The following is a 19,583-nucleotide window of genomic DNA, read 5'->3' as shown; positions in this document are numbered from 1 at the left end:
CGGCGGGGGTACGGGCCGTGCCCGTGTCTCAGGTGGTGACGGTCCGGCGACGGTCGGCGCCGTACTCCATCGCGTGCTGGACGACGCCCACCAGGACCTCCTTGACCGAGCCGCGGTCGCGGGCGTCGCACAGCAGCACGGGTACGTCGTCGTCGAGGTCGAGCGCCCGGCGGACGTCCTCCGCCGGGTAACGGGCCGCGCCCTCGAAGCAGTTGACGCCGACGAGGAAGGGTATGGAGCGGCGCTCGAAGTAGTCGACGGCGGCGAAGCAGTCCTCCAGGCGGCGGGTGTCGGCGAGCACGACGGCGCCCAGCGCACCCTCCGACAGCTCGTCCCACATGAACCAGAACCGCTCCTGACCGGGCGTCCCGAACAGGTACAGCACCAGGTCCTCGCGCAGGGTGATGCGCCCGAAGTCCATGGCGACGGTCGTGGTGTGCTTGCGTTCGACGCCGGTGGTGTCGTCGACCGGGCGGCCCGCCTCGGTGAGGAACTCCTCGGTACGCAGCGGCCTGATCTCACTGACGGCACCGACGAGGGTGGTCTTGCCCACGCCGAAGCCGCCGGCCACCAGGATCTTGAGCGTGACGGGCTCGACCGGGGGCTTGCCGCGCTCAGAACGCCCGAAGATCATCGATCACTTCTCCTGCTAGATGGGGGCTCGTGGGGCGGTGGGCCGTAGCCTCCGCCGCCGGGGGTTTCGATGACGAGGACGTCGCCGGGGCCGACGTCCACGGAGTCGCTGCCGCCGAGTTCGACGACGGTGCCGTCCGCGCGTTCCACCCGGTTGGCGCCCAGCGCGCCGGGTGCGCCGCCGGCCATGCCGTACGGGGGCACTCTGCGGTGCTGGGACAGCGTGGAGACGGTCATGGGTTCCAGGAACCGGATGCGGCGCACCGCGCCGTCGCCGCCGCGCCACCGTCCGGCTCCGCCGCTGCCGTGCCGGACGGCGAACTCCTCGAGCCGCACGGGCAGCCGCCACTCCAGGACCTCGGGGTCCGTCAGACGGGAGTTGGTCATGTGGGTCTGGACGACGCTCGCGCCGGGATGGCCGTCGCCGGCACCGGATCCTGAGGCGACGGTTTCGTAGTACTGGTGGCGTTCGTTGCCGAAGGTCACGTTGTTCATCGTGCCGGAGCCCTCGGCCTGGACGCCGAGTGCCGCGTAGAGGGCGCCGGTGATCGCCTGGGAGGTCTCGACGTTGCCGGCGACGACGGCGGCGGGTGGTTCGGGGGCGAGCAGGGAGCCGCGCGGCACGATGATCCTCAAGGGGCGCAGGCAGCCGTCGTTGAGCGGGATGTCGTCGGCGACCAGAGTGCGGAAGACGTAGAGGACGGCCGCGTTGACGACGGCGTAGGGGGCGTTGAAGTTCGTCGCCAGTTGGGGCGAGGTGCCGGTGAAGTCGATGGCCGCGGAGCGGTTGTCGCGGTCCACGCGCACGCGTACCCGGATGACGGCGCCCGCGTCGGTCTCGTAGGCGTACTCGCCGTCGTCGAGGGCGTCGATGACGCGGCGCACGGCCTCCTCGGCGTTGTCCTGGACGTGCCTCATGTAGGCCTGTACGACGTCGAGCCCGAAGTCGTCGATCATGCGGGTGACTTCGTCGACGCCCTTCTGGTTGGCGGCGATCTGGGCGCGCAGGTCGGCGAGGTTGGTCCGCGGGTTGCGGGAGGGGTGCGGCGCCTCGGTGAGCAGGCGGAGGGTCTCCTCGTCGCGGAAGCGGCCGTTCTCGGCGAGGAGCCAGTTGTCGAAGAGGACGCCCTCCTCGTCGATGGTGCGGCTGTTCGCCGGCATGGAGCCGGGGGCGATGCCTCCGATCTCCGCGTGGTGGCCTCGGGAGGCGACGTAGAAGAGGACGCCCCGGTCACTCTTCGTGTCTGCCGGGTCCTCGGTGTCGAAGACCGGGGTGATCACGGTGACGTCCGGGAGGTGGGTGCCGCCGTGGTACGGGTCGTTGACGGCGTACGTGTCGCCGGGCCGCATCCCGGAGCCGCGGCGACGGATGACCTCTTTGACGCTGGTTCCCATGGAGCCCAGGTGGACGGGGATGTGCGGGGCGTTGGCCACCAGGTTTCCGTCGGGATCGAAGAGGGCGCAGGAGAAGTCGAGGCGCTCCTTGATGTTGACCGACTGGGCCGTCGACTCCAGCCGGGCGCCCATCTGTTCGGCGATGGACATGAAGAGGTTGTTGAAGACCTCGAGGAGAACGGGGTCGGCTTTCGTGTCGAGATCGGAACTCTGCGTAATCGCCGCGCGTTCCATGAGCAGATGCCCGTCGTGGGTCGTCGCGGCCCGCCAGCCGTCGTCGACGACGGTCGTCGTGCCGGCCTCGGTGATGATCGCGGGGCCGGTGACGGTTTCGCCGGGAGGCAGGTCCTCCCGGCGGTGCAGGGGGACGTCGCGCCAGGTGCCGCCGGTGTGGAGGCGGACAGTGCGCGGGGCGGCGGTGCGGCCTTCGTACGGGGCGAGGGCGGAGAGATCGGGGGGTTCGGTGATGCCGGTGGCTTGGACGGAGAGTGCTTCGACGACGATCGGGCGGTCGAGGACGAAGGAGTACGTGGAGCGATGACGTTCTTCGAAGGCGTGTCTCATCGCGGCGGGCTCGGTCAGCTCGACGGTGAGGGGGGTGTCGGTGCCGTCGTAGCGGAGCTGGGCGCGGCGCGTGACCTGGATGCGGTCGTCGGCGATGTCCTCGGCGAGGAGTTCGGCGCGGGCCGCCGCCTCGAGGTCGTCCGCCGTCTTGCGGATCCCGGCCATGGAGGCGGCTTCCAGCGGAGCCTCGACGGACTGTTCGCGCATGGCCGTGGTGTCGGCGAGGCCGATGCCGAGCGCGGACAGGACGCCGGCCATGGGAGGTACGAGGACGGTGCGGATACCGAGCGAGTCGGCGACCATGCACGCGTGCTGCCCGCCGGCGCCGCCGAAGGTGGTGAGGGCGTAGCGGGTGACGTCGTGGCCCTTCTGGACGGAGATCCGCTTCACGGCGTTGGCGATGTTGGCCACGGCGATCTGGAGGAATCCCTCGGCGACCTGCTCCGGCGTGCGGTCGTCGCCGGTCCTCTCGCCGATCTCGCGCGCGAGGGCCGTGAAGCGGTCACGGACGAGGGTGTCGTCGAGGGGTTGGTCGCCGTGCGGGCCGAAGACCGGGGGGAAGTGGGCTGGCTGGATGCGCCCGAGCATCACGTTCGCGTCGGTGACGGCGAGCGGGCCGCCGCCTCGGTAGCAGGCCGGTCCGGGGTCCGCGCCGGCCGAGTCCGGTCCCACGCGGTAGCGGGAGCCGTCGAAGTGGAGGACGGAGCCTCCCCCCGCGGCCACGGTGTGGATGTCCAGCATCGGGGCGCGCAGGCGGACGCCCGCGACCAGGCTGGTGAAGACGCGTTCGTACGCGCCCGCGAAGTGGGAGACGTCGGTGGACGTGCCGCCCATGTCGAAGCCGATGACGCGGTCGAAGCCGGCGAGCTGGGACATACGGGCCATGCCCACGATGCCGCCCGCGGGCCCGGACAGGATGGCGTCCTTCCCGCGGAACTGGTGCGCCTCGGCGAGTCCTCCGTTGGACTGCATGAACATGAGCCGTACGCCGTGGAGCTCGTCGGCGACCTGCCGGACGTAGCGGTGCAACACGGGCGACAGGTAGGCGTCGATGACGGCGGTGTCCCCGCGCGGTACGAGTTTCATGAGCGGGCTGACCTCACTGGACAGCGAGATCTGCGGGAAGCCGATGCGGGCGGCCAGCCGGCCCACCTGCTGTTCGTGGGCGGGGTGGAGGTGGCTGTGGAGGCAGACGACAGCCACGGCACGGATGCCGTCGTCGTACGCCTGCCGCAGCGGCCCGGTGAGGCCGGCGAGGTCGGGGGCGCGCAGGACGGTGCCGTCGGCGGCGATGCGCTCGTCGACCTCCACGACCCGCTCGTACAGCAGCTCGGGGAGGTCGATGCGGCGGGCGAAGATGTGGGGGCGGTTCTGGTAGGCGATGCGCAGGGCGTCGCGGAAGCCGCGGGTGATGACGAGGAGGGTGCGCTCGCCCTCGCGCTCCAGAAGGGCGTTGGTGGCCACGGTCGTGCCCATGCGGACGGACTCGACGGGGTCCTGGGCGTCTCCCAGCAGGGCGCGGACGCCGGCGACGGCCGCGTCGGCGTACCGCGCCGGGTTGTCGGACAGCAGCTTGTGGGTGAGCAGCCGACCGTCGGGACGGCGCGCGACGATGTCGGTGAAGGTACCGCCCCGGTCCACCCAGAACTGCCAGCCGCTCACGTCCTCACCCCGCTTCCGCGCTGCTCACAGCGCCCGGAGGCCGTTGATCACGTCGCGCAGAATACTCTCGTCCGGCAGTTCGGCCGGGGGTACGGGCCGGTTCACATGGACGAATCGCGCGTCCACCAGATCTCCGACGAGGACCCGGACCACGCCGATGGGCAGATCGAGTTCGGCTGCCAGCTCGGCGACCGACTGCGGCGCGTCACTGCACAGGTCCACGATGATCACGTGTTCCGGGGACAGCGAGGCGTCGGTTTCCGGGTCCTCCGCGTGGGGCTCGGCGACGACCACCGCGATCAGGTCGAGACGGTGCTGGACCGCGCTGGTCGTACGACCGCGCGTCATGGCGTACGGACGGACCACCGGTCCGGCCTCGTCGTCGAACCAGTGGCTGCTTGCCTGACCCTCTGTGCTCATGCCATCCCACTACCCGCCGGACGGCAGATCGGTGCGCGGCGCGGTGGCCAGATGCACGCCGACCCGCTTCACGAGGAGCGTCATCTCGTACGCCACCTGTCCGACGTCCGAGTCGGCGTCCGCGAGGACGGCGAGGCAGCTGCCGTCACCGGCGGCGGTGACGAACAGGAAGGCCTCGTCGAGTTCGACGACGGTCTGGCGGACGCTGCCGGCCTCGAAGTGGCGGCCGACGCCCTTGGCGAGGCTGTGGAAGCCGGAGGCGACGGCGGCCAGGTGCTCGCTGTCCTCCCGGGTCAGGTCCTTGGAGACTCCCGTGGGCAGGCCGTCGCCGGAGAGCACGACGGCCTTGCGGATGCTGGCAACGCGGTCGACGAGTTCGTCGAGGAGCCAGTTCAGTTCGCCGTTGTCGGTCGTGGTGTGGCCGATCGCCTTCGGTGCGGTCATCGACCGTCCCCCTTATTCGTTCCTTGTGGTGCTGTGCCGCGGTGGGCGTCTTCGCCCGCGGCGTTCTCCGCGCGGCCGCGCTGCCAGCCACGCTGGAGCGAGGCCATGCGGCTGCGGACTTCGTCGGCGTCCCGGTCGGCCGGGTCCGTGTGGTCCTCCCTGCGCGGTTCCGGGCCCTGCCGTAGTTGCGGGGCCAGGTTCGCCTGCCGTACGCGCCGGGGCAGGGGGCCTGTGCCGGAGCCCGGGTCATGAGGCTCGGTTCCGGGGTTCCGGGCGGAGTCCCGGGGGCTGCCCGGAGCCGCGTCCGCGGGGCGGTGGGGCGCGTGGGCCGGGCGCTCGGCCGACTCGTCCGGGCCGGTCGGCAGGGCCGCGGCCGACCGGGACCGCCGGGGAAGGGCGGGTGGCTGGGACGGCTCGTCCGTGCCGCGGCCGGGGTACTCGGCCGCGCCGGTGTTCCGCGGGATGTGGGCCGTCGCGCCTCGCCTGCGGGACGGCAGGGGCGCCGGGGTGTCGTCGTCCGCCCGGCGTGCCCCGTGCCGCGACGGGAAGTCGTCGCCGGACGTGTGGCGGGTCCGCTGATCGGTCACCGGGCGGCCGTGGGAACTGACCAGTTTGGGGGTCCGGCGGCCTGGCAGGGGCACGGGGGCCGTCGGGTCGCCGGGGGCGGCCCGGTCCCGTTCGCCGCGGGGGTCGGGGAGCCGGCGGTGCGGCTCGACGGTACGGGCGGCCGGCTCCTCCTCCGCACGGGTGAGCGAGCGGCGAGGGCGGAACAGACCGCCTCGGTCGTCGTCCTCGTCCTCCAGCGGGGCCGGGAAGTCGCCGAGCGCGTCCAGGTCGACGGGGGCGTCCAGCTCGATTGGTCCGTCCAGCAGTGCGGCGGGGACTCCGGGGAGTTGCGCCGGGCTGTGGGAGAGCGCGGACCTGCGGTTCTCCGCGGGATCGCTCTCCTTTGCGGGACGGGGGCGGTCGAGGCGGAAGCCGATGCCGTTCGTGTCGGGGACATCGTCGGTGAGCAGCGCGTCGGGGATGAAGATGACGGCGGTCGTACCCCCGTAGGGGGACGGTTGCAGGGAGACCCGGACGTTCTGCCGTTGGGCGAGCCGGCTGACCACGAACAGCCCGAGCCGGTCGGTGTCGGACAGCTCGAACTCGGGGGTCTCGGCGAGCCGGAGGTTGGCGTCGAGGAGCGCTTCGGGTGCCATGCCGAGGCCGCGGTCGTGGATCTCCAGGGTGAACCCGTTGGCGACCCGGTCGCCCAGGACCTGGACGGCGGTGTGCGGCGGGGAGAACACCGTGGCGTTCTCCAGGAGCTCGGCCACGAGGTGGGTGAGGTCGGCGACGGCCGGTCCGGTGACGGCGACGCGCGGCAGGCGGCGGACCTCTATGCGCTCGTAGTCCTCCACTTCGGCGACGGCGGCACGGACGATGTCCATGAGCTGGATGGGCTTGCGCCACTGCCGGGAGGGTGCGGCACCGGAGAGGATCACCAGGCCCTCGGCGTGCCGGCGCATACGGGTGGTGAGGTGGTCGAGCCGGAAGAGGTCGGCGAGTTCCTCGGTGTCCTCGGTGCGACGCTCCATGGTGTCCAGCAGGGTGAGCTGCTTGTGCAGCAGCACCTGGCTGCGGCGGGCGAGGTTGACGAAGACCTCGGAGACGCCGGCGCGCAGTTCGGCCTGTTTGACGGCGGCCTCGACGGCGGCGCGCTGGAGGGTGTTGAGGGCCTGGCCGACCTCGCCGATCTCGTTCTTGTCGTACTCGAGGCGCGGGACCTCGGTCTCGACGTCGACCTGCTCGCCCGCGGAGAGGCGGCGCATCACGCTGGGGAGCCGGACGCCGGACGCCTCGTGGGCCTCCAGTCGCAGCTGGCGCAGGTCCCGGATGAGGCCGCGGCCGATGCGCACGGACAGGACGAGGGAGACGAGCAGCGCGATCAGTCCGAGCACACCGGCGACGACCGCCTTGACGATGACCTCGACCGCCACCGGACGGACACGGTCCTGGTAACGGTCATTCGCCTGCTCGTCGAGGGTGCCGAGTTCGTCGAGGACGTTCGCGGCCGTGGTGTCCCAGGTCCGGGCGGTGACACCGCGAGGCATGTCACCGGGCGTGGTGGAGACGACGGCCTGCTCGGCCGTGCGCAGGGGGGCGGTGGTGGCGTTCTTCCAAAAGCTCTCGTAGCGTTCACGCTCCGCGACGGGCAGTTGGGCGAGGCTGATGTCGTAAACCACTTCCCGCTGCGCCTCGAGGTCGGAGACGTCGCGTATCTCCTCGCGGCTGAGCCGGCCCACGACCAGGGCGGATCCGAGCAGGGCGTCCTCCTGGGAGAGGAGTTCGCGGGCGCGGGCGACGCTGACGAGGGCCCGGTACTGCTTGTCCATCTCCACGCTGTCGACCACGTCCAGCTTGGCCAGCAGGGTGTAGCAGGGCTCGATCAGCCGGTTGTAGAGGTCCAGGGCCTGCGCCCGGGTCACGGTGCCTTCCTCGACGCTGCGGCGCAGGGAGTCGAGGCCGTCGAAGGCGTCGAGCACCGCGGTCAGGCCCTCGCCGTCGTCCAAGTCCAGTACGTCGCGTACGTCGGGGTCCTTGGCGTTCCTGCGGATCTCCGCGAGGGCCTCGTCCGTGGCGGTCCGGGTGCGGCCCAGCGCGGAGAGCGCGTCGGAGGCGCGGGGGTCGGCGAGGTAGACCAGGGTCTGGCGGCGTTCCTGCTGGACGACGCGGACGGTGTCCTCTATGGGGTAGCCGATCTTCTCCACGAGGTGCGACACGGTGAACAGGCGGTTCGCCTCACGCCCCGTGAGCACCGTGGCGAAGCCCCAGATGGCGGTCAGGGACACCAGCGGCACGAGAAGCAGCGCCACGATCTTCCGGCGGATCGACTTCCCGCGAAAGCGCATGGCCTCCCCCAGCTCGAACCCCCACCGGCAGGGGGTACGCATGTGCGTCAACAAACGTCGCGAGCCTACTACCGACGAAAAGTTAACTCGAAGAGGCGTCTGGAAGCAGACGGTCCGTATCGGCTTCGGTACGGGGGGAGTTGTCCGGTCATTGCGGGAGATTGCCTCCCCGGAATCGTACTCCCGGAGGCTGCCGCACCGGGTCGCAGTCATGGGCGAGTTGGCCAGAATTTTTCGAAAACAGGGAATCTTCGAGGTGTGTTGTTCGTCCTAGTCATTGGGAGTTGGGGGCGGAATCGGCCACAGGAGCCGCATGCCGCACCTGGGCGGCGTAAAAGAGCGCAAGCCGGGCAGCCACTGGGGAACCGGTTCTTCGAGCCGGAGGCAAGCGGTCTGCCGGCGGTGGGGAGTGACACGTTGATGGGCACGGCGGAGCGGCGCGAGGCGCCCGAGGACGGCACGGCAGCGCGCGGTACGGCGCTGCGGGAGCGTGAGACACCCGCGGCACCGGATCGCGACATACCGGCGAACGGGCGCGGAGGTGAGGACGGGCGCGGTCGCCCGGCGGCCGCGGGGACCGCCGGTGACAAGTCCGAGGGCATCGGGCGAGCGGGCGCGGGCGACAGCGGTGGTGCGGGCAGCCGCGTGGCAGAGGAGCGAGTGGCCTACCGGCCGTTGTGGGTCGAGGAGCCCGCGCGTCGGCGTCGGCTTCCCGACCCGGTGCGTACCGCGGCGGTGCGCGCAGTGATCATCATCGCGGTGACGCTGCTTCAGGCCATGGTCGCCTTCCTGTGCACCCTGGCCGGGTCCTGGCTGGCCGTCCCCATGGTCATCAGCAGCGTGCTCAGCACGGTGGTGGCCACATGGGGTGCGCTGGACGTCTGGGTGACCCGGCAGGTGTGGAACCAGCGGCACGGTGTCGTGTCGACGCCGAGCAGCACGGCGCGTGCGTTGCGACGCGAGCGACGACGCGCACGCCGGCAGGCGCGCGCCGCCGAGCGCACCCAGGAGCGGATACGCCGGCAGGGCGGCGCCGGGCAGTTGTCCCACTCCTGAGGTCGCCTGCCGAGGCGCACGGGCGCCCAGTGGGCCGGCGTTCCATCGGTCACGCCGCCCCCATCCCCACTCGCCCCTCCGCCCGCGCCAGTTGACGTCCTGCCCGCATGAACGGGCGTGGTCGGTCGACGCGGAGCACCGCTGTCATGCGGCCTTCGCGTTCGTGGACGGCGAGGAAACCGCCGCCGGCCGGCGCACCGTCGCCGAGGCGAGGCGGGGAACCGCGCGGCAGGCCACGACGGGCCCGGCCGGCAGTCCCCCACCGCCGTACGGCTAGGGAGCGCTCGGCGCCGGGCGCCTGAACATCCGCGTCGCCGTGATCTCGCTGTGCCCCGCCTCCCCGGCGGAAGCCTGCGGCAAGCCCGGGCGGAGATGTTCCTCGACGCTGATGTACTTCAGGCCCGCCCTGAGGTCGGCGTCGTTGCGCAACCGGATGACCAGCGGGAACTCCGCCAGTGCCGTCGTGTCGAACAGGCCGGTGGTGTAGAGCAGCTGGACACCGAGCGCGTCGGACACGGCCCGCTGGAGTTCCAGCAGGTAGGTGGCGTTGGCGCGGCCGATGGGGTTGTCGAGGAAGAGCGTGCCGGCGTGGCGGTGCTTGTCCCGTCCCCGGTCGTTGCTCCGCAGGGCCGCCATCGTGCAGTACAGGGCGATGGCCGCGGTGAGCAGCTGGCCGCCGGAGAAGACGTCGCCCATCTGTCCGACGGGCACCCGCTCCGCGCGCAGGACGGCGTCCGGCTTGAGGATCTCCACGGCGACACCCTTGGGCTGGAGCGCGGCCGCCACGCCCCGCAGCAGCAGGGACATGCCGTCGCGCCGCAGGTCGGAGTTCATCTTCACCGCCGCCCGGGTCGCCTCGTCGATGACCTCGCCGAGCCGCTCGACGAGGGTGGCCTGGTCGGGTTCCTCGAAGCGGATGCGCAGGAACTCCTGCCCGGACCACTCGCCGAGCCCCTCGGGCAGACGGGACAGCCGCTGGGCGGACCGCAGGGTCGCCAGTGCCGACTCCACGAGCCCTCTGAGGCGGTCCACGATCGAGTCGCGGTTGCGTTCCAGCTGCGCCAGCTCGTCCGTCAGCACTCGCAGCCGGGGCGCGAAGGCGTCCGCCCACTTCTGGGCGTGCTCGGGCAGCGCGGAGGCGGGCAGCTCACGGATCTGCTGCCGGGCGGGCGTGCGGACCTGCTCGTAGCGGGTGGAGTTGGCGTGCCGGACGAGCACGTCGCTCGCCTCGCGGACGGCTGCCTCGGCGGCCGACAGGTCGGCGGCGCAGCCGCGCAGCGAACGGCGGGCCTCGGCGGCGGACTGGCGTGCCTCCTCCAAGGTGCCGGGGTAGGGCTCCGGCTGCTCCTGGTCCTCGTCGGGGGTGTGCTCGCGCAGCAGGTCGCGCAGCATGGCCGCGATCTCGTCGAAGCCGCCGGCCCCGTCCTCTGCGGCCCGATGTGCTTCCAGCAGTTCGGCGTGCGCCTCGCGGGCCTGGCTCAACGCCTCGGTGCGGGCGGCGAGTTCGGCCGTGGCGGTGCGCAGCAGCACCTGGGCGTGCTCCGCGTCGCGCGGGACGAGCTCCTCGGGAAGTCCGGTGTGGGCGTCCCCGTCCTCGGGGGCGTGCCGCTCGGCCTCGCCGCGGAGCCGGCCGAGCTGCTCGCTCGCGCTGGACATGCGGGTCTCCAGGAGCTGCACCAGCTCCTCCGCGCGCGCGGCGGCGGCCTGCCGGGACGGCCCGTCGGAGCCGTCGGGCGACTGGAGCAACTGCTCCGCGCGCGTGCGGACCTTGTTGCTGAGCCGGTCCAGCTCGGCCCGTGCCGCGCTCTCGTCGCTCTCCGCCCGCGCCTGCTCGGCCCGCAGGTCGGCGCCGACGCCGACCTTCTCGTACACCTGGGAGGCGGCCCGGTAGGCCTCCCGCAGGGCTGGCAGCGACGCCTTGGGCGCGTCGGCGTCGTCCTGCGGTACGTCGTCGGGAGCCCCGGCGATCTCGGAGCGCTCGCCGCGCAGCGCACGCGCGGTGCGGCGGGCGTCGTCGGCGGCGCGCTGGGCGGCGCGGCGGTCCTCGTCGGCGGCGCGGGCCCGCTCCAGGCAGGCCTGCGCGCGGGCCTCGGACTCGGTGGCCTCGTCGGCGAGTTCCCGCAGCTTGACCTGCCAGCCGGCGCGCTCGCGCAGCCGGAAGGCGAGTCCGGCGAGGGCGTCTGCGGCACGCCGGGCCTTCTGGGCGGCCTCCTGCCGTTCGTCCCGTACCTGCGCGGCCTCGGCTGCGGTCTCGTCGGCCTCCGCGCGCACGGTCCGCGCCTCGGCCAGCTCGGCCTCCGCCTCCTCGGCGAAGGAGCGCGCCTCCCGGGCGGCCTCCGCCAGCTCGACCAGGCGTCCCGCCGGACAGCCCGTACGCCAGGAGGCGAGCCGGGCCGCCAGTTCCCGGTCCTTGCCGAGCCGGGCGGCGAGCCGCCGGATCTCCTCGTCCCGCTCGGTGGCCCGCTCGCGCAACGCCTGCCGCTCCTCGTCGGCGGCGTGCTCGTCGTGCATGGCCGGGTTCGGCGGTACCAGGAAGACGTCCCCGGTGTCGGCGTCGGGTGCCGGGGTCGGTGCGAGCAGGGCGGCGGCGGTGCCGACGGCGACAGCGGACCGGGGCAGCAGGGCGGCCTCGGCAAGCGCCTCACGCGCGCGTGCGTGCGAGTCGGGGTCGGTGATGATCACGCCGTCGACCAGCTCCGGCCGGGCGGCGAGCACGCGCGCGTGGTCGGCGGGGTCGACTGCCTGCGCGAGGTAGCGCCAGCCGGGCAGCGCGGGGATGCCGTGCTCGCCGAGGAACTCGACGGTGGCCAGTACGTCCGGACCGGGCGGCAGCAGACCGCCGTCGCCGAGCGCACCGAGGATGCGGGAGTCGTCGGCGGCGGCGGTGCGCAGCTCGAAGAGCTGCCGTTCGGCGGAGGAGACGGCGTCGTCGAGGAGTTCGCGCAGTTCGTCGGCGTAGCGGTCGAGGTCCTCGGGGGTCAGGTTGGTGTCGGCCGGCTCGCCCTCCTGGCGGGGCTGCGGGATGATCCGGCGCGGGGCGCCGCCGGTCAGGCCGAGCAGCTCGGCCAGCCGTTCCTCGCCGGCCAGCGCCTCGGCGGTCCGCCGTTCCGCCTCGTACGACCGGTGCGCGGCCGTCGCCGCGTCGGCCGCGCGGGCGGCGGTCAGCTCGGCACGGGACTCGGCCGAGGCCGCTTCCCGGGCGTGCTCGGTGGCCCGGCGCGAGGCCTCGCGGGCGGTGTCCCAGGCGGCGACGGCCGTCTTCTCGGCGTCGCTGGCGGCGAGGGCGGCACGCGCGGGATCGGCGTCGGGCGCGCTGTCGTCCAACCAGCCGGCGCGCACGGCCTCGGCGGTCTCCTGCTCGACCTCGGTGAGACGCTGGCGCAGGTGCCCGGCCTCGCTGCGGGCGCGCTGCGCCTCGGTGGCGGCGGAGGTGGAGTCGCGGTAGGCGGCCTCGCTGACCTCCTGGAGGGCGGCGGAGCGTTCCTCCTCCTCGTTGGCGAGGGTCTCGGCGCTCTCGGCGGCCGCGTGCAGGGCCCGGACGAGGTCGACGGCGGCCTTGGCGCGGGCGGCGAGGGCCGGGGCGGCGTCCCGCTCGGCCTCCTGGATCGCGGTGGACACGCGCGCGACCCGGTCGGCGGCGGCGCGGTGGCGCAGTACGGCCTCGGCGGCCTGCCAGGCGGAGTGCAGGGTGCGGGCGTCGGCCAGCTCGCGTTTCTGCGCGGCCGCCGACTTCTCGGCGGCCGCGAGCGCCAGTGAGGCATGCCGGAAGGCGAGTTCCGCGGCGATCAGCGCGCTGCGCTCGCGTGCGCCCTCGGAGTGGGTCACGGCGTAGGCGGCGGCCGTGACGCGCTGGGCGAGGTCCGCGGCCCGGGCCCGCTCCCGCACGCCCCGCGCGGACAGCCGCCGTGCCAGGGTGCGGGTGCGCCGCTCGGCAGCGGCGTGGACGTCACGCGCGCGTGCCCGGGCGTCGGCGGCCTCCACGATCCGCCCGAGCAGGTCCACGGAGCCGGCCGTGAAGTCCCGTTCGGCGATGAGTTCGGCGCGGCGGCCGAGCTTGTTGCCGAAGCCGCTGACGAGGTCGGCGAGCCCGTCGGTGTCCCGGGTGTCGGTGACCGCGCGCAGCAGCAGGTCGGTGAAGTCGGAGTCCTTCTTGACCGCGAAGAGGCCGGCGGCCTCGCCCTCGTCGGCGTTCATCTCCCGCTGGTAGCGGAAGAGTTCGGGGTCGAGGCCCAGGTCGCCGAGGTGCTCGATCCAGCGGTCGTGGATGTCCTCCCAGTGCACCTCCAGATGCGGGTACGCCTTGCCCGCCTCGGTGAGCGCGTCCCGGAACCCCTTCATGGTGCGCCGCCGCCCCTGTGCCCCCGACTGCCCCTCGGCGGGCGGCCGTACGGCGGTGGACTCGGCGACGGGCAGGTTGTCCAGGGTCAGTCCGGGACCGGGCCGGAACGAGTACCAGGCCTCCGCGAACTTCCGCGGGTCGTTGGACACCTGTCGTCCGCGCCACTCGCTCACCTTGCCGACGACCACGCACTCGCCGGTGAGGACGTGCTGCCACTCCAGCGCGACATGCCCGCAGTCGTCGGCGAGCAGGAACTTGCGCAGCACACCCGAACTGGCGCCGCCGAGGGTGTTGCGGTGACCCGGCAGCATCACGGAGAAGATCAGCTTGAGCAGGACGGACTTGCCGCCGCCGTTCTCCAGGAAGAGCACGCCGGCGGGCGCGGGCCGGCGTGGCGGGCCGACCGGCTCCTCCTCGAAGAACTCCGCCTGCGTGGGCGCGGGGTCGGGCACGACGTCACCCACGCCCCGCAGGTCAAGCACGGTGTCGGCGTAGCGCGCACCGGCAGGCCCGATGGAGTAGAGGCGGACCCGGGACAGCTCGTACATGGCGGACTCTCGTAAGTCTTCGGCAGATCGGGGGGTGGGGATCTGGTGGTTCGTCAGGAGTGGAACGGCAGCCCGGCGTCGGTCACGAGCTCGTCCGTCTCGTCGGCGGGCAGCAGCGTCGGCGTGCCGTCGGTGACCGGGACGACGCCCAGGTCGAGCAGTTCGGCCATCGCGGCGCTGCCCGCCATGTCCCGCACCTGGAGCTGGTAGCGGGCCGTCGTGCGGTAGGTCCCGCCGTTGTCGTCACCGGTGCGCTGGAGGAATCCGGAGTCGGTGAGGAACGCGACGGCCTTGCCGACGATGCCGGTGGTCGAACCGGCCAGTCTGCGCGCGTCCTTGGTGGCGCCGGTCGCGCTGCGCCGGGCCCAGATCCGCCAGGCGGCCTCCAGACCGGGCGCGTCGCTGGCCGGGTCGGTGTTCTCGCCCTGCTCCTCCGCCCGCTCCTCCAGCCGACGGCAGGCCTGGCGCACGAAGGCGTCGACGCCGTTGACGCTGACCCGCCCGATGTAGGCGTCGTCGGCCAGGTCCTCGGGCCGCGGGAACGCCATCGCGGCGACGGCGAGATGCGCGAGACCGTGCAGGAACCGGTCCCCGCCGTCGGCCGACGTCCGGCGCGCGTAGTCGCTCATGCGCACGGCGAACACCGAGTCCTCGGCCGCCGTCACGGCCATGCCGGCGCGCGGGGACACCTCCAGCACGACGAGCCCGAGCCCGGCCGCGACGGCGTCGGCGAGCCGCGCGAACGCCGGGTCCTCGCGGTAACGCCGCAGCAGCTCGGCGTACTCCTGGTCCCGCGCGGGCTGCAGCTTGGGCTGGAGCCCGAAGGCGACGAGCCGCGCCGCGTCGGCGGCGTCGGCGGGGGTGACGGCGGCGTTCGCCGACGGGGCGGGGGCCTCCGCCTCGCTCCACTCGACGTGCTCGGTCACGGTGTCGGCTCCTTGGTGGTGCGCTGGTGTTCGTACGGTCGGTTCTCGGTGGGGCTCATGCTGCTTCCGTCCGGTCGGCGGCCATCCCGGCCGCGTCCAGCAGGGCCGTCCCGACGATGAGGTCGGCCCCGCCGAACTCCGGATCGTCCAGCTCCGTCCCGTCGTCCACGGCGAACAGCAGCTTCTGTTCGCCCTGCCGGTAGGCGGTCCCCACCGCGGGACTGGCCGCGTGCACCGCCAGCAGCGCCACCAGGTACGGCAGGTCGGGATCGGACCGGCGCGCCTGCGCCAGGAGTCCCGACAGCCTGCGGGGCGCGTCCGGGGGCAGATCCAGCAACTCCATGGCCGCCGCCAGCTGTTCCTCGCTGAAGCGGCTGTCGTCCGGTGTGGCGATGACGTCGGGCTCCGGCATCTCCGCCCCGAGGTGCTCCCGCTCCACCGGCGGCGTCAGCAGCAGGTCGACCAGGTCGCCGACCCGGACGGACACCGGTGTGCGCAGCCCGGTCCCGCGTGCGAAGAAGGCGTCGGTGACCTTGACCGCCTGTTCCACCGGCAGTGGCAGGACGGGGGCGACGAGGTGCCCGTAGAGGTCGATGCCCGAGGTCGTCATGGGTGTGGCGAACGCCTGCCGGTCCTGCTCGGCCCGGAAGAGCGGGCCGGCCTCCAGCAGCCGGGACTGCAACTGTGTGTGCCGGCGGATGCAGTCCTTCACGATGTCGACGAGTTCGGCGGCCCGCCGCTTGTGCTCGGGCTCCTCGGACTCGTCGCGGGCCTTGCGGATGTTGGTGAGGATCGCGTTCTCGTGGCGGTAGCGGTCGGCCACGTGGTCGAGGGCCTCCGCGATCATGTCCGGCACGGCGTTGAGCCAGTCCACCGCGCGGACGTTGCGCCGGGTCGCGTCCAGGGCGCGGCGCAGCGTCTCCGAGTACTGCACGGTGCGGTAGCGGGCCTGTTCGGCGGCGAGCTGGGCGTCGGCGAGGCGGCCGCGGCGGATGAGGACCTCGAGCTTGACCTCGGCGGCGATCTGCGCGCTGGTGACGTCGGTGTCGAGGGCGCCGACGAGGACGTTGACGGCCTCGTCCGTCGTCCGGAGGTAGACCGCGCCGCCGTAGCCGGGGATTTCCTCGACCAGCTTGAAGTCGTAGTCGCGGCGCACGTAGGTGCCGTCCGGGGCGAAGGTGCCGTAGACGGCGCGGAAGCCGCGGTCGACGCTGCCGACGTTGATCAGGTTCTCCAGGACCCAGCGGGCCACGCGCTCGTGTTCCTCGGCGGGCCGCTGCGGGGCCTGCGCGGCGATGCGCGGGACGAGGCGGGCCACGATCTGGTCGTGGTCGGCGCCGGTGTCGAAGTCCATGTTCAGGGTGACGAGGTCGATGGCGGCGAGGGCGATCTCCGCCATGCCGTACACCGAGTACTCGCCGGCCAGGTTGGCCTTGCGTGCGTCGAGGTCGTGGATCGGCGCGGTGCAGGCGAGCGCGCGCAGCCGCCGCGCCAGTCCCTCGTCGGCGGCCGGACCCTGAGCGGGGCGCGGCCCCGCGCTGAGCTGGGGCGGAACACGGTCCGTCGATGCAGGCGAAGTCACGGTGCACAGACTAGGTCCTCGGTCTGACAACGACCCAAACGGCACAGAAGCGACCGTCGTCACAGACACGCGAGACGGTCTCGGGGGACGCCCGGTGCTCAGCCCGCGGTCCGCCCCTCGTCTCCCACCCGACGCCGGTACACCTCGACGATCCGCTCCAGCGAGTCCCGCAGGTAGGTCACGAGCAGCTTCTCCGCCTCCCCCTTGTCACCGGCCTGCAGCGCCTGGAGGATCTGGCGGTTGCGCAGGAGGTAGGGCTCGTGCAGCCGTCGCGGGTCGTCGACCACGTGGAAGGCGAGGCGCAGCTCGGCGAAGACACTGCGCATCAGCTCGTCGGTGCGGGCGCTGCCGGCCAGGGCCACCAGTTCGCGGTGGAAGTGGATGTTGGCGGTGCCCAGCCCTTTCCAGTCATTGTCGACGGCCGCCACCTGACCCTCCGTGACGGCCGCCTGCAGTGCGTCGAGGGCGTACGGCGGCTCCCCCAGCCCCCGCACGACGGCACACTCGACGAGCACGCGCGTGCGGTAGATGTCCTCGACGTCCTCGACGGTCAGGACGCGCACGAACACGCCCCTGTTGAGCTCGTGGACGAGCAGACGCTCGTGGGTGAGCAGCCGGAACGCCTCGCGCAGTGTGTTGCGGGAGACGCCGAGCGCACCGCCGATGCTGTCCTCCGACAGCCGTGTTCCCGGCGGGAAGTAGCCCTCGGCGATACGGCTTCTGAGGATGTCCGAGACCCGCTCGGCCGTGCTGGTGCGGCCCAGGAGGGCGCGGTCGTCGGCCAGTCCCGCCAGCTGCTCTGCCATGCCCGGAATTCAACCGCAGACACGAGAACGAAACAACACGGGTATTGAAGGATCGTTCAACGATCCTCTACCTTTCTGCGCACGGTCCCGCCCCGTCCCCACCGCGGCGTCACCGCTTCCGCACGGCACGGCTCAGTACCCAGCACCCTCCGTCATCCCTCTGCGAGGTGCCCCTTGAGCACGACCCCTCGACCGCAGGCCCTGTCCACCGACCCCCAGCCCCCGCCCGCCGAACACGTCGACGACGACGGCGCGCTCGGCTGGCTGCGCGCCCTCGGCCCGCGCGGCCGCCGCGCCTTCGCGGGCGCGTTCGGCGGCTACGCGCTCGACTCCTACGACTACTTCACCCTGCCGCTGAGCATGGTCGCGCTGGCGGCCTACTTCGGCCTGGACAGCGGCCAGACCGGGCTGTTCACCACCGTCACGCTGGTCGCCTCAGCGGTCGGCGGCGCCGCCGCCGGCGTGCTGGCCGACCGGATCGGCCGGGTCAGGGCGCTGATGATCACGGTGGTCACGTACGCCGTCTTCACCGTCGCCTGCGGCTTCGCGCCCACCTACGAGACGCTGCTGCTCTTCCGCGCCCTGCAGGGCCTCGGCTTCGGCGGCGAGTGGGCGGTCGGCGCGATCCTGGTCGCCGAGTACGCGAGCGCCAGGCACCGCGGACGCACCCTGGGCGCCATCCAGAGTTCGTGGGCCGTCGGCTGGGGCCTGGCGGCGATCATGTACACGCTGGTGTTCTCCGTCTTCGGCGACGACGTGGCCTGGCGCGTGATGTTCTGGACCGGCGCGCTGCCCGCGTTGCTCGTGGTGTGGATGCGGCGCCGCGTGCAGGACGCGCCGACGGCGGTCGCGGCGCGCGAGCACAGCGCGGAGAGGGGCTCGTTCCGGGCGATCTTCGGGGGCCGCCTGCTGTGTACGACGGTCTTCGCGGGCCTGCTCTCGACCGGCGTCCAGGGCGGCTACTACACGCTGGCGACGTGGGTGCCGACCTACCTCAAGACGGAGCGCGGCCTGTCGGTGGTCAACACGGGCGGCTACCTGACGTTCCTGATCTCCGGCGCCTTCCTCGGCTACCTGACCGGCGGCCACCTCACCGACCGTCTGGGCCGGCGCCGCAACATCTGGCTGTTCGCCCTGCTGTCGGCGGTGTGCATCCTGGCGTACGCGAACATCCCGAGCGGCGCCGACACCCTGCTGCTCGTGCTCGGCTTCCCGCTCGGGTTCTGCATGTCGGCGATCTTCAGCGGTTTCGGGTCCTTCCTGAGCGAGCTGTACCCGACGGCCGTGCGCGGCACGGGCCAGGGCTTCACGTACAACACCGGTCGCGCCGTCGGCGCCGTCTTCCCCACCACGGTCGGCTTCCTCGCCGACAGCTGGGGCGTGGGCGGCGCGCTGGTCTTCGGCGCGGTCGGCTACGGCCTCGCGGCCCTGGCGCTGCTGGGGCTGCCGGAGACACGCGGGAAGGAACTGGAGTGAACCGTCCGACCTACACGGAAGACCGTCCGGTGACCGTCGTCGACGAGCACGCGCACGCGTGGAGCCCGCGAGCCGCCCGGTCCCGCTTCCGGGAGGGGCTGACGGGCCCCACGGCCGGGGTCGCGGCGGGCCACACCCAGGTCAACCTGATCTCGGTCCCCGCGGACTGGGCGTACGACGTGCTCCTGTTCTGCCAGCGCAACCCGAAGCCCTGCCCCGTCCTCGACGTCACCGACGCCGGTTCCTGGACGACCGTGCTGGCCGAGGGCGCCGACCTGCGCACCGACCTGCCGCGCTACCGGGTGTGGCGGGACGGCGAGCTGGTGGACGAGCCGACGGACGTGCGCGGCTACTGGCGCGAGGACCTGGTGACCTTCCTGATCGGGTGCAGCTTCACCTTCGAGTGGGCGCTGACCGGGGCGGGCGTCCCGATCCGCCACGTCGAGCAGGGGCGCAACGTCCCGATGTACGTGACGGGCCGTCAGTGCCGTCCGGCGGGGCGGCTGCACGGTCCGATGGTGGTGTCCATGCGTCCGGTGCCGCCTCAGCACCTGGCGGCGGCGATCCGGGAGAGCAGTCTGCTCCCGGCGGTGCACGGCAGCCCCGTACACTGCGGCGACCCGTCGGGTCTGGGCATCGACGACCTCGGCACCCCCGACTTCGGGGATCCGGTGGACGCCGCTCCGGACGACATCCCGGTGTTCTGGGCCTGCGGAGTGACCCCGCAGGCCGCGGTGATGGCCTCGCGCCCGCCGTTCGCCCTCACCCACGCCCCGGGACAGATGTTCCTCACCGACGCCCGCGACGAGCAGTACCGCGTGGCCTGAGAAGGAGACAC

Annotated in this window: 11 protein-coding genes and 1 pseudogene; 3 read left to right on the top strand and 9 right to left on the bottom strand. The window is 72.8% G+C overall.

The genetic code is table 11. The features are described 5' to 3' along the window. Positions 1-28: 28 nt before the first annotated feature. From ACIBBD_RS30880 to ACIBBD_RS30860, 5 genes and pseudogenes are all read right to left on the bottom strand, one after another. Positions 29-634, bottom strand: a complete 606-nt coding sequence (locus ACIBBD_RS30880) for a GTP-binding protein (protein WP_399422852.1) — start codon at positions 632-634, stop codon at positions 29-31. After that, a pseudogene (locus ACIBBD_RS30875) lies at positions 615-4,254 on the bottom strand (hydantoinase B/oxoprolinase family protein). Before ACIBBD_RS30875 ends, ACIBBD_RS30880 begins: the two are co-directional and overlap by 20 nt. A 24-nt stretch (positions 4,255-4,278) precedes the next feature. Beyond that, positions 4,279-4,674, bottom strand: coding sequence for a DUF742 domain-containing protein (locus tag ACIBBD_RS30870; protein ID WP_399422851.1), 396 nt, complete (start codon positions 4,672-4,674; stop codon positions 4,279-4,281). A gap of 9 nt (positions 4,675-4,683) precedes the next feature. Next, positions 4,684-5,118, bottom strand: coding sequence for a roadblock/LC7 domain-containing protein (locus ACIBBD_RS30865; RefSeq protein WP_399422850.1), 435 nt, complete (start codon positions 5,116-5,118; stop codon positions 4,684-4,686). Continuing rightward, on the bottom strand, positions 5,115-8,012 hold the full coding sequence (locus tag ACIBBD_RS30860) for a nitrate- and nitrite sensing domain-containing protein (protein WP_399422868.1): 2,898 nt from the start codon (positions 8,010-8,012) through the stop codon (positions 5,115-5,117). Before ACIBBD_RS30860 ends, ACIBBD_RS30865 begins: the two co-directional genes overlap by 4 nt. Before the next feature lie 420 nt (positions 8,013-8,432). Here ACIBBD_RS30860 and ACIBBD_RS30855 point away from each other — a divergent pair, with 420 nt between their 5' ends. Continuing rightward, the gene (locus ACIBBD_RS30855; protein WP_399422849.1) at positions 8,433-9,068 is read left to right on the top strand and encodes a hypothetical protein; all 636 of its coding nucleotides are present in this window, start codon (positions 8,433-8,435) and stop codon (positions 9,066-9,068) included. Positions 9,069-9,341: 273 nt separating this feature from the next. On the opposite strand, the gene ACIBBD_RS30850 is transcribed toward ACIBBD_RS30855, so the two are convergent. The 4 genes from ACIBBD_RS30850 to ACIBBD_RS30835 all read right to left on the bottom strand — a co-directional run bounded on the left by ACIBBD_RS30850 (position 9,342) and on the right by ACIBBD_RS30835 (position 17,269). Next, complete coding sequence (locus ACIBBD_RS30850) at positions 9,342-13,955, bottom strand: hypothetical protein (protein ID WP_399422848.1); 4,614 nt, start codon at positions 13,953-13,955, stop codon at positions 9,342-9,344. Positions 13,956-14,008: 53 nt separating this feature from the next. After that, on the bottom strand, positions 14,009-14,881 hold the full coding sequence (locus tag ACIBBD_RS30845; RefSeq protein WP_399422847.1) for a hypothetical protein: 873 nt from the start codon (positions 14,879-14,881) through the stop codon (positions 14,009-14,011). 55 nt (positions 14,882-14,936) lie between these two features. After that, positions 14,937-16,463, bottom strand: coding sequence for a hypothetical protein (locus ACIBBD_RS30840; protein WP_399422846.1), 1,527 nt, complete (start codon positions 16,461-16,463; stop codon positions 14,937-14,939). 98 nt (positions 16,464-16,561) lie between these two features. Next, positions 16,562-17,269, bottom strand: coding sequence for a GntR family transcriptional regulator (locus tag ACIBBD_RS30835; RefSeq protein WP_399422845.1), 708 nt, complete (start codon positions 17,267-17,269; stop codon positions 16,562-16,564). A gap of 174 nt (positions 17,270-17,443) precedes the next feature. On the opposite strand from ACIBBD_RS30835, the gene ACIBBD_RS30830 reads away from it, so the two are divergent. Both ACIBBD_RS30830 and ACIBBD_RS30825 read left to right on the top strand, forming a co-directional pair. Beyond that, positions 17,444-18,745 carry an MFS transporter gene (locus ACIBBD_RS30830; protein ID WP_399422844.1) on the top strand — a complete coding sequence of 434 codons (1,302 nt, stop codon included), beginning with the start codon at positions 17,444-17,446 and terminating at the stop codon, positions 18,743-18,745. Further along, positions 18,742-19,572 carry a putative hydro-lyase gene (locus ACIBBD_RS30825; RefSeq protein WP_399422843.1) on the top strand — a complete coding sequence of 277 codons (831 nt, stop codon included), beginning with the start codon at positions 18,742-18,744 and terminating at the stop codon, positions 19,570-19,572. The genes ACIBBD_RS30830 and ACIBBD_RS30825 overlap by 4 nt, the downstream gene beginning before the upstream one ends. Positions 19,573-19,583 lie beyond the last annotated feature (11 nt).

The organism is Streptomyces sp. NPDC051315, from assembly GCF_044455165.1.
In the GTDB taxonomy this organism is placed as follows: domain Bacteria; phylum Actinomycetota; class Actinomycetes; order Streptomycetales; family Streptomycetaceae; genus Streptomyces.
This window is presented reverse-complemented; position numbering and strand designations above follow the sequence as displayed.

Coding starts and splice junctions, on each gene's coding strand:
- ACIBBD_RS30835 (WP_399422845.1), bottom strand. CDS start 17,269: ATGGCAGAGCAGCTGGCGGGACTGGCCGACGACCGCGCCCTCCTGGGC.
- ACIBBD_RS30855 (WP_399422849.1), top strand. CDS start 8,433: ATGGGCACGGCGGAGCGGCGCGAGGCGCCCGAGGACGGCACGGCAGCG.
- ACIBBD_RS30870 (WP_399422851.1), bottom strand. CDS start 4,674: ATGAGCACAGAGGGTCAGGCAAGCAGCCACTGGTTCGACGACGAGGCC.
- ACIBBD_RS30865 (WP_399422850.1), bottom strand. CDS start 5,118: ATGACCGCACCGAAGGCGATCGGCCACACCACGACCGACAACGGCGAA.
- ACIBBD_RS30850 (WP_399422848.1), bottom strand. CDS start 13,955: ATGTACGAGCTGTCCCGGGTCCGCCTCTACTCCATCGGGCCTGCCGGT.
- ACIBBD_RS30860 (WP_399422868.1), bottom strand. CDS start 8,012: ATGCGCTTTCGCGGGAAGTCGATCCGCCGGAAGATCGTGGCGCTGCTT.
- ACIBBD_RS30880 (WP_399422852.1), bottom strand. CDS start 634: ATGATCTTCGGGCGTTCTGAGCGCGGCAAGCCCCCGGTCGAGCCCGTC.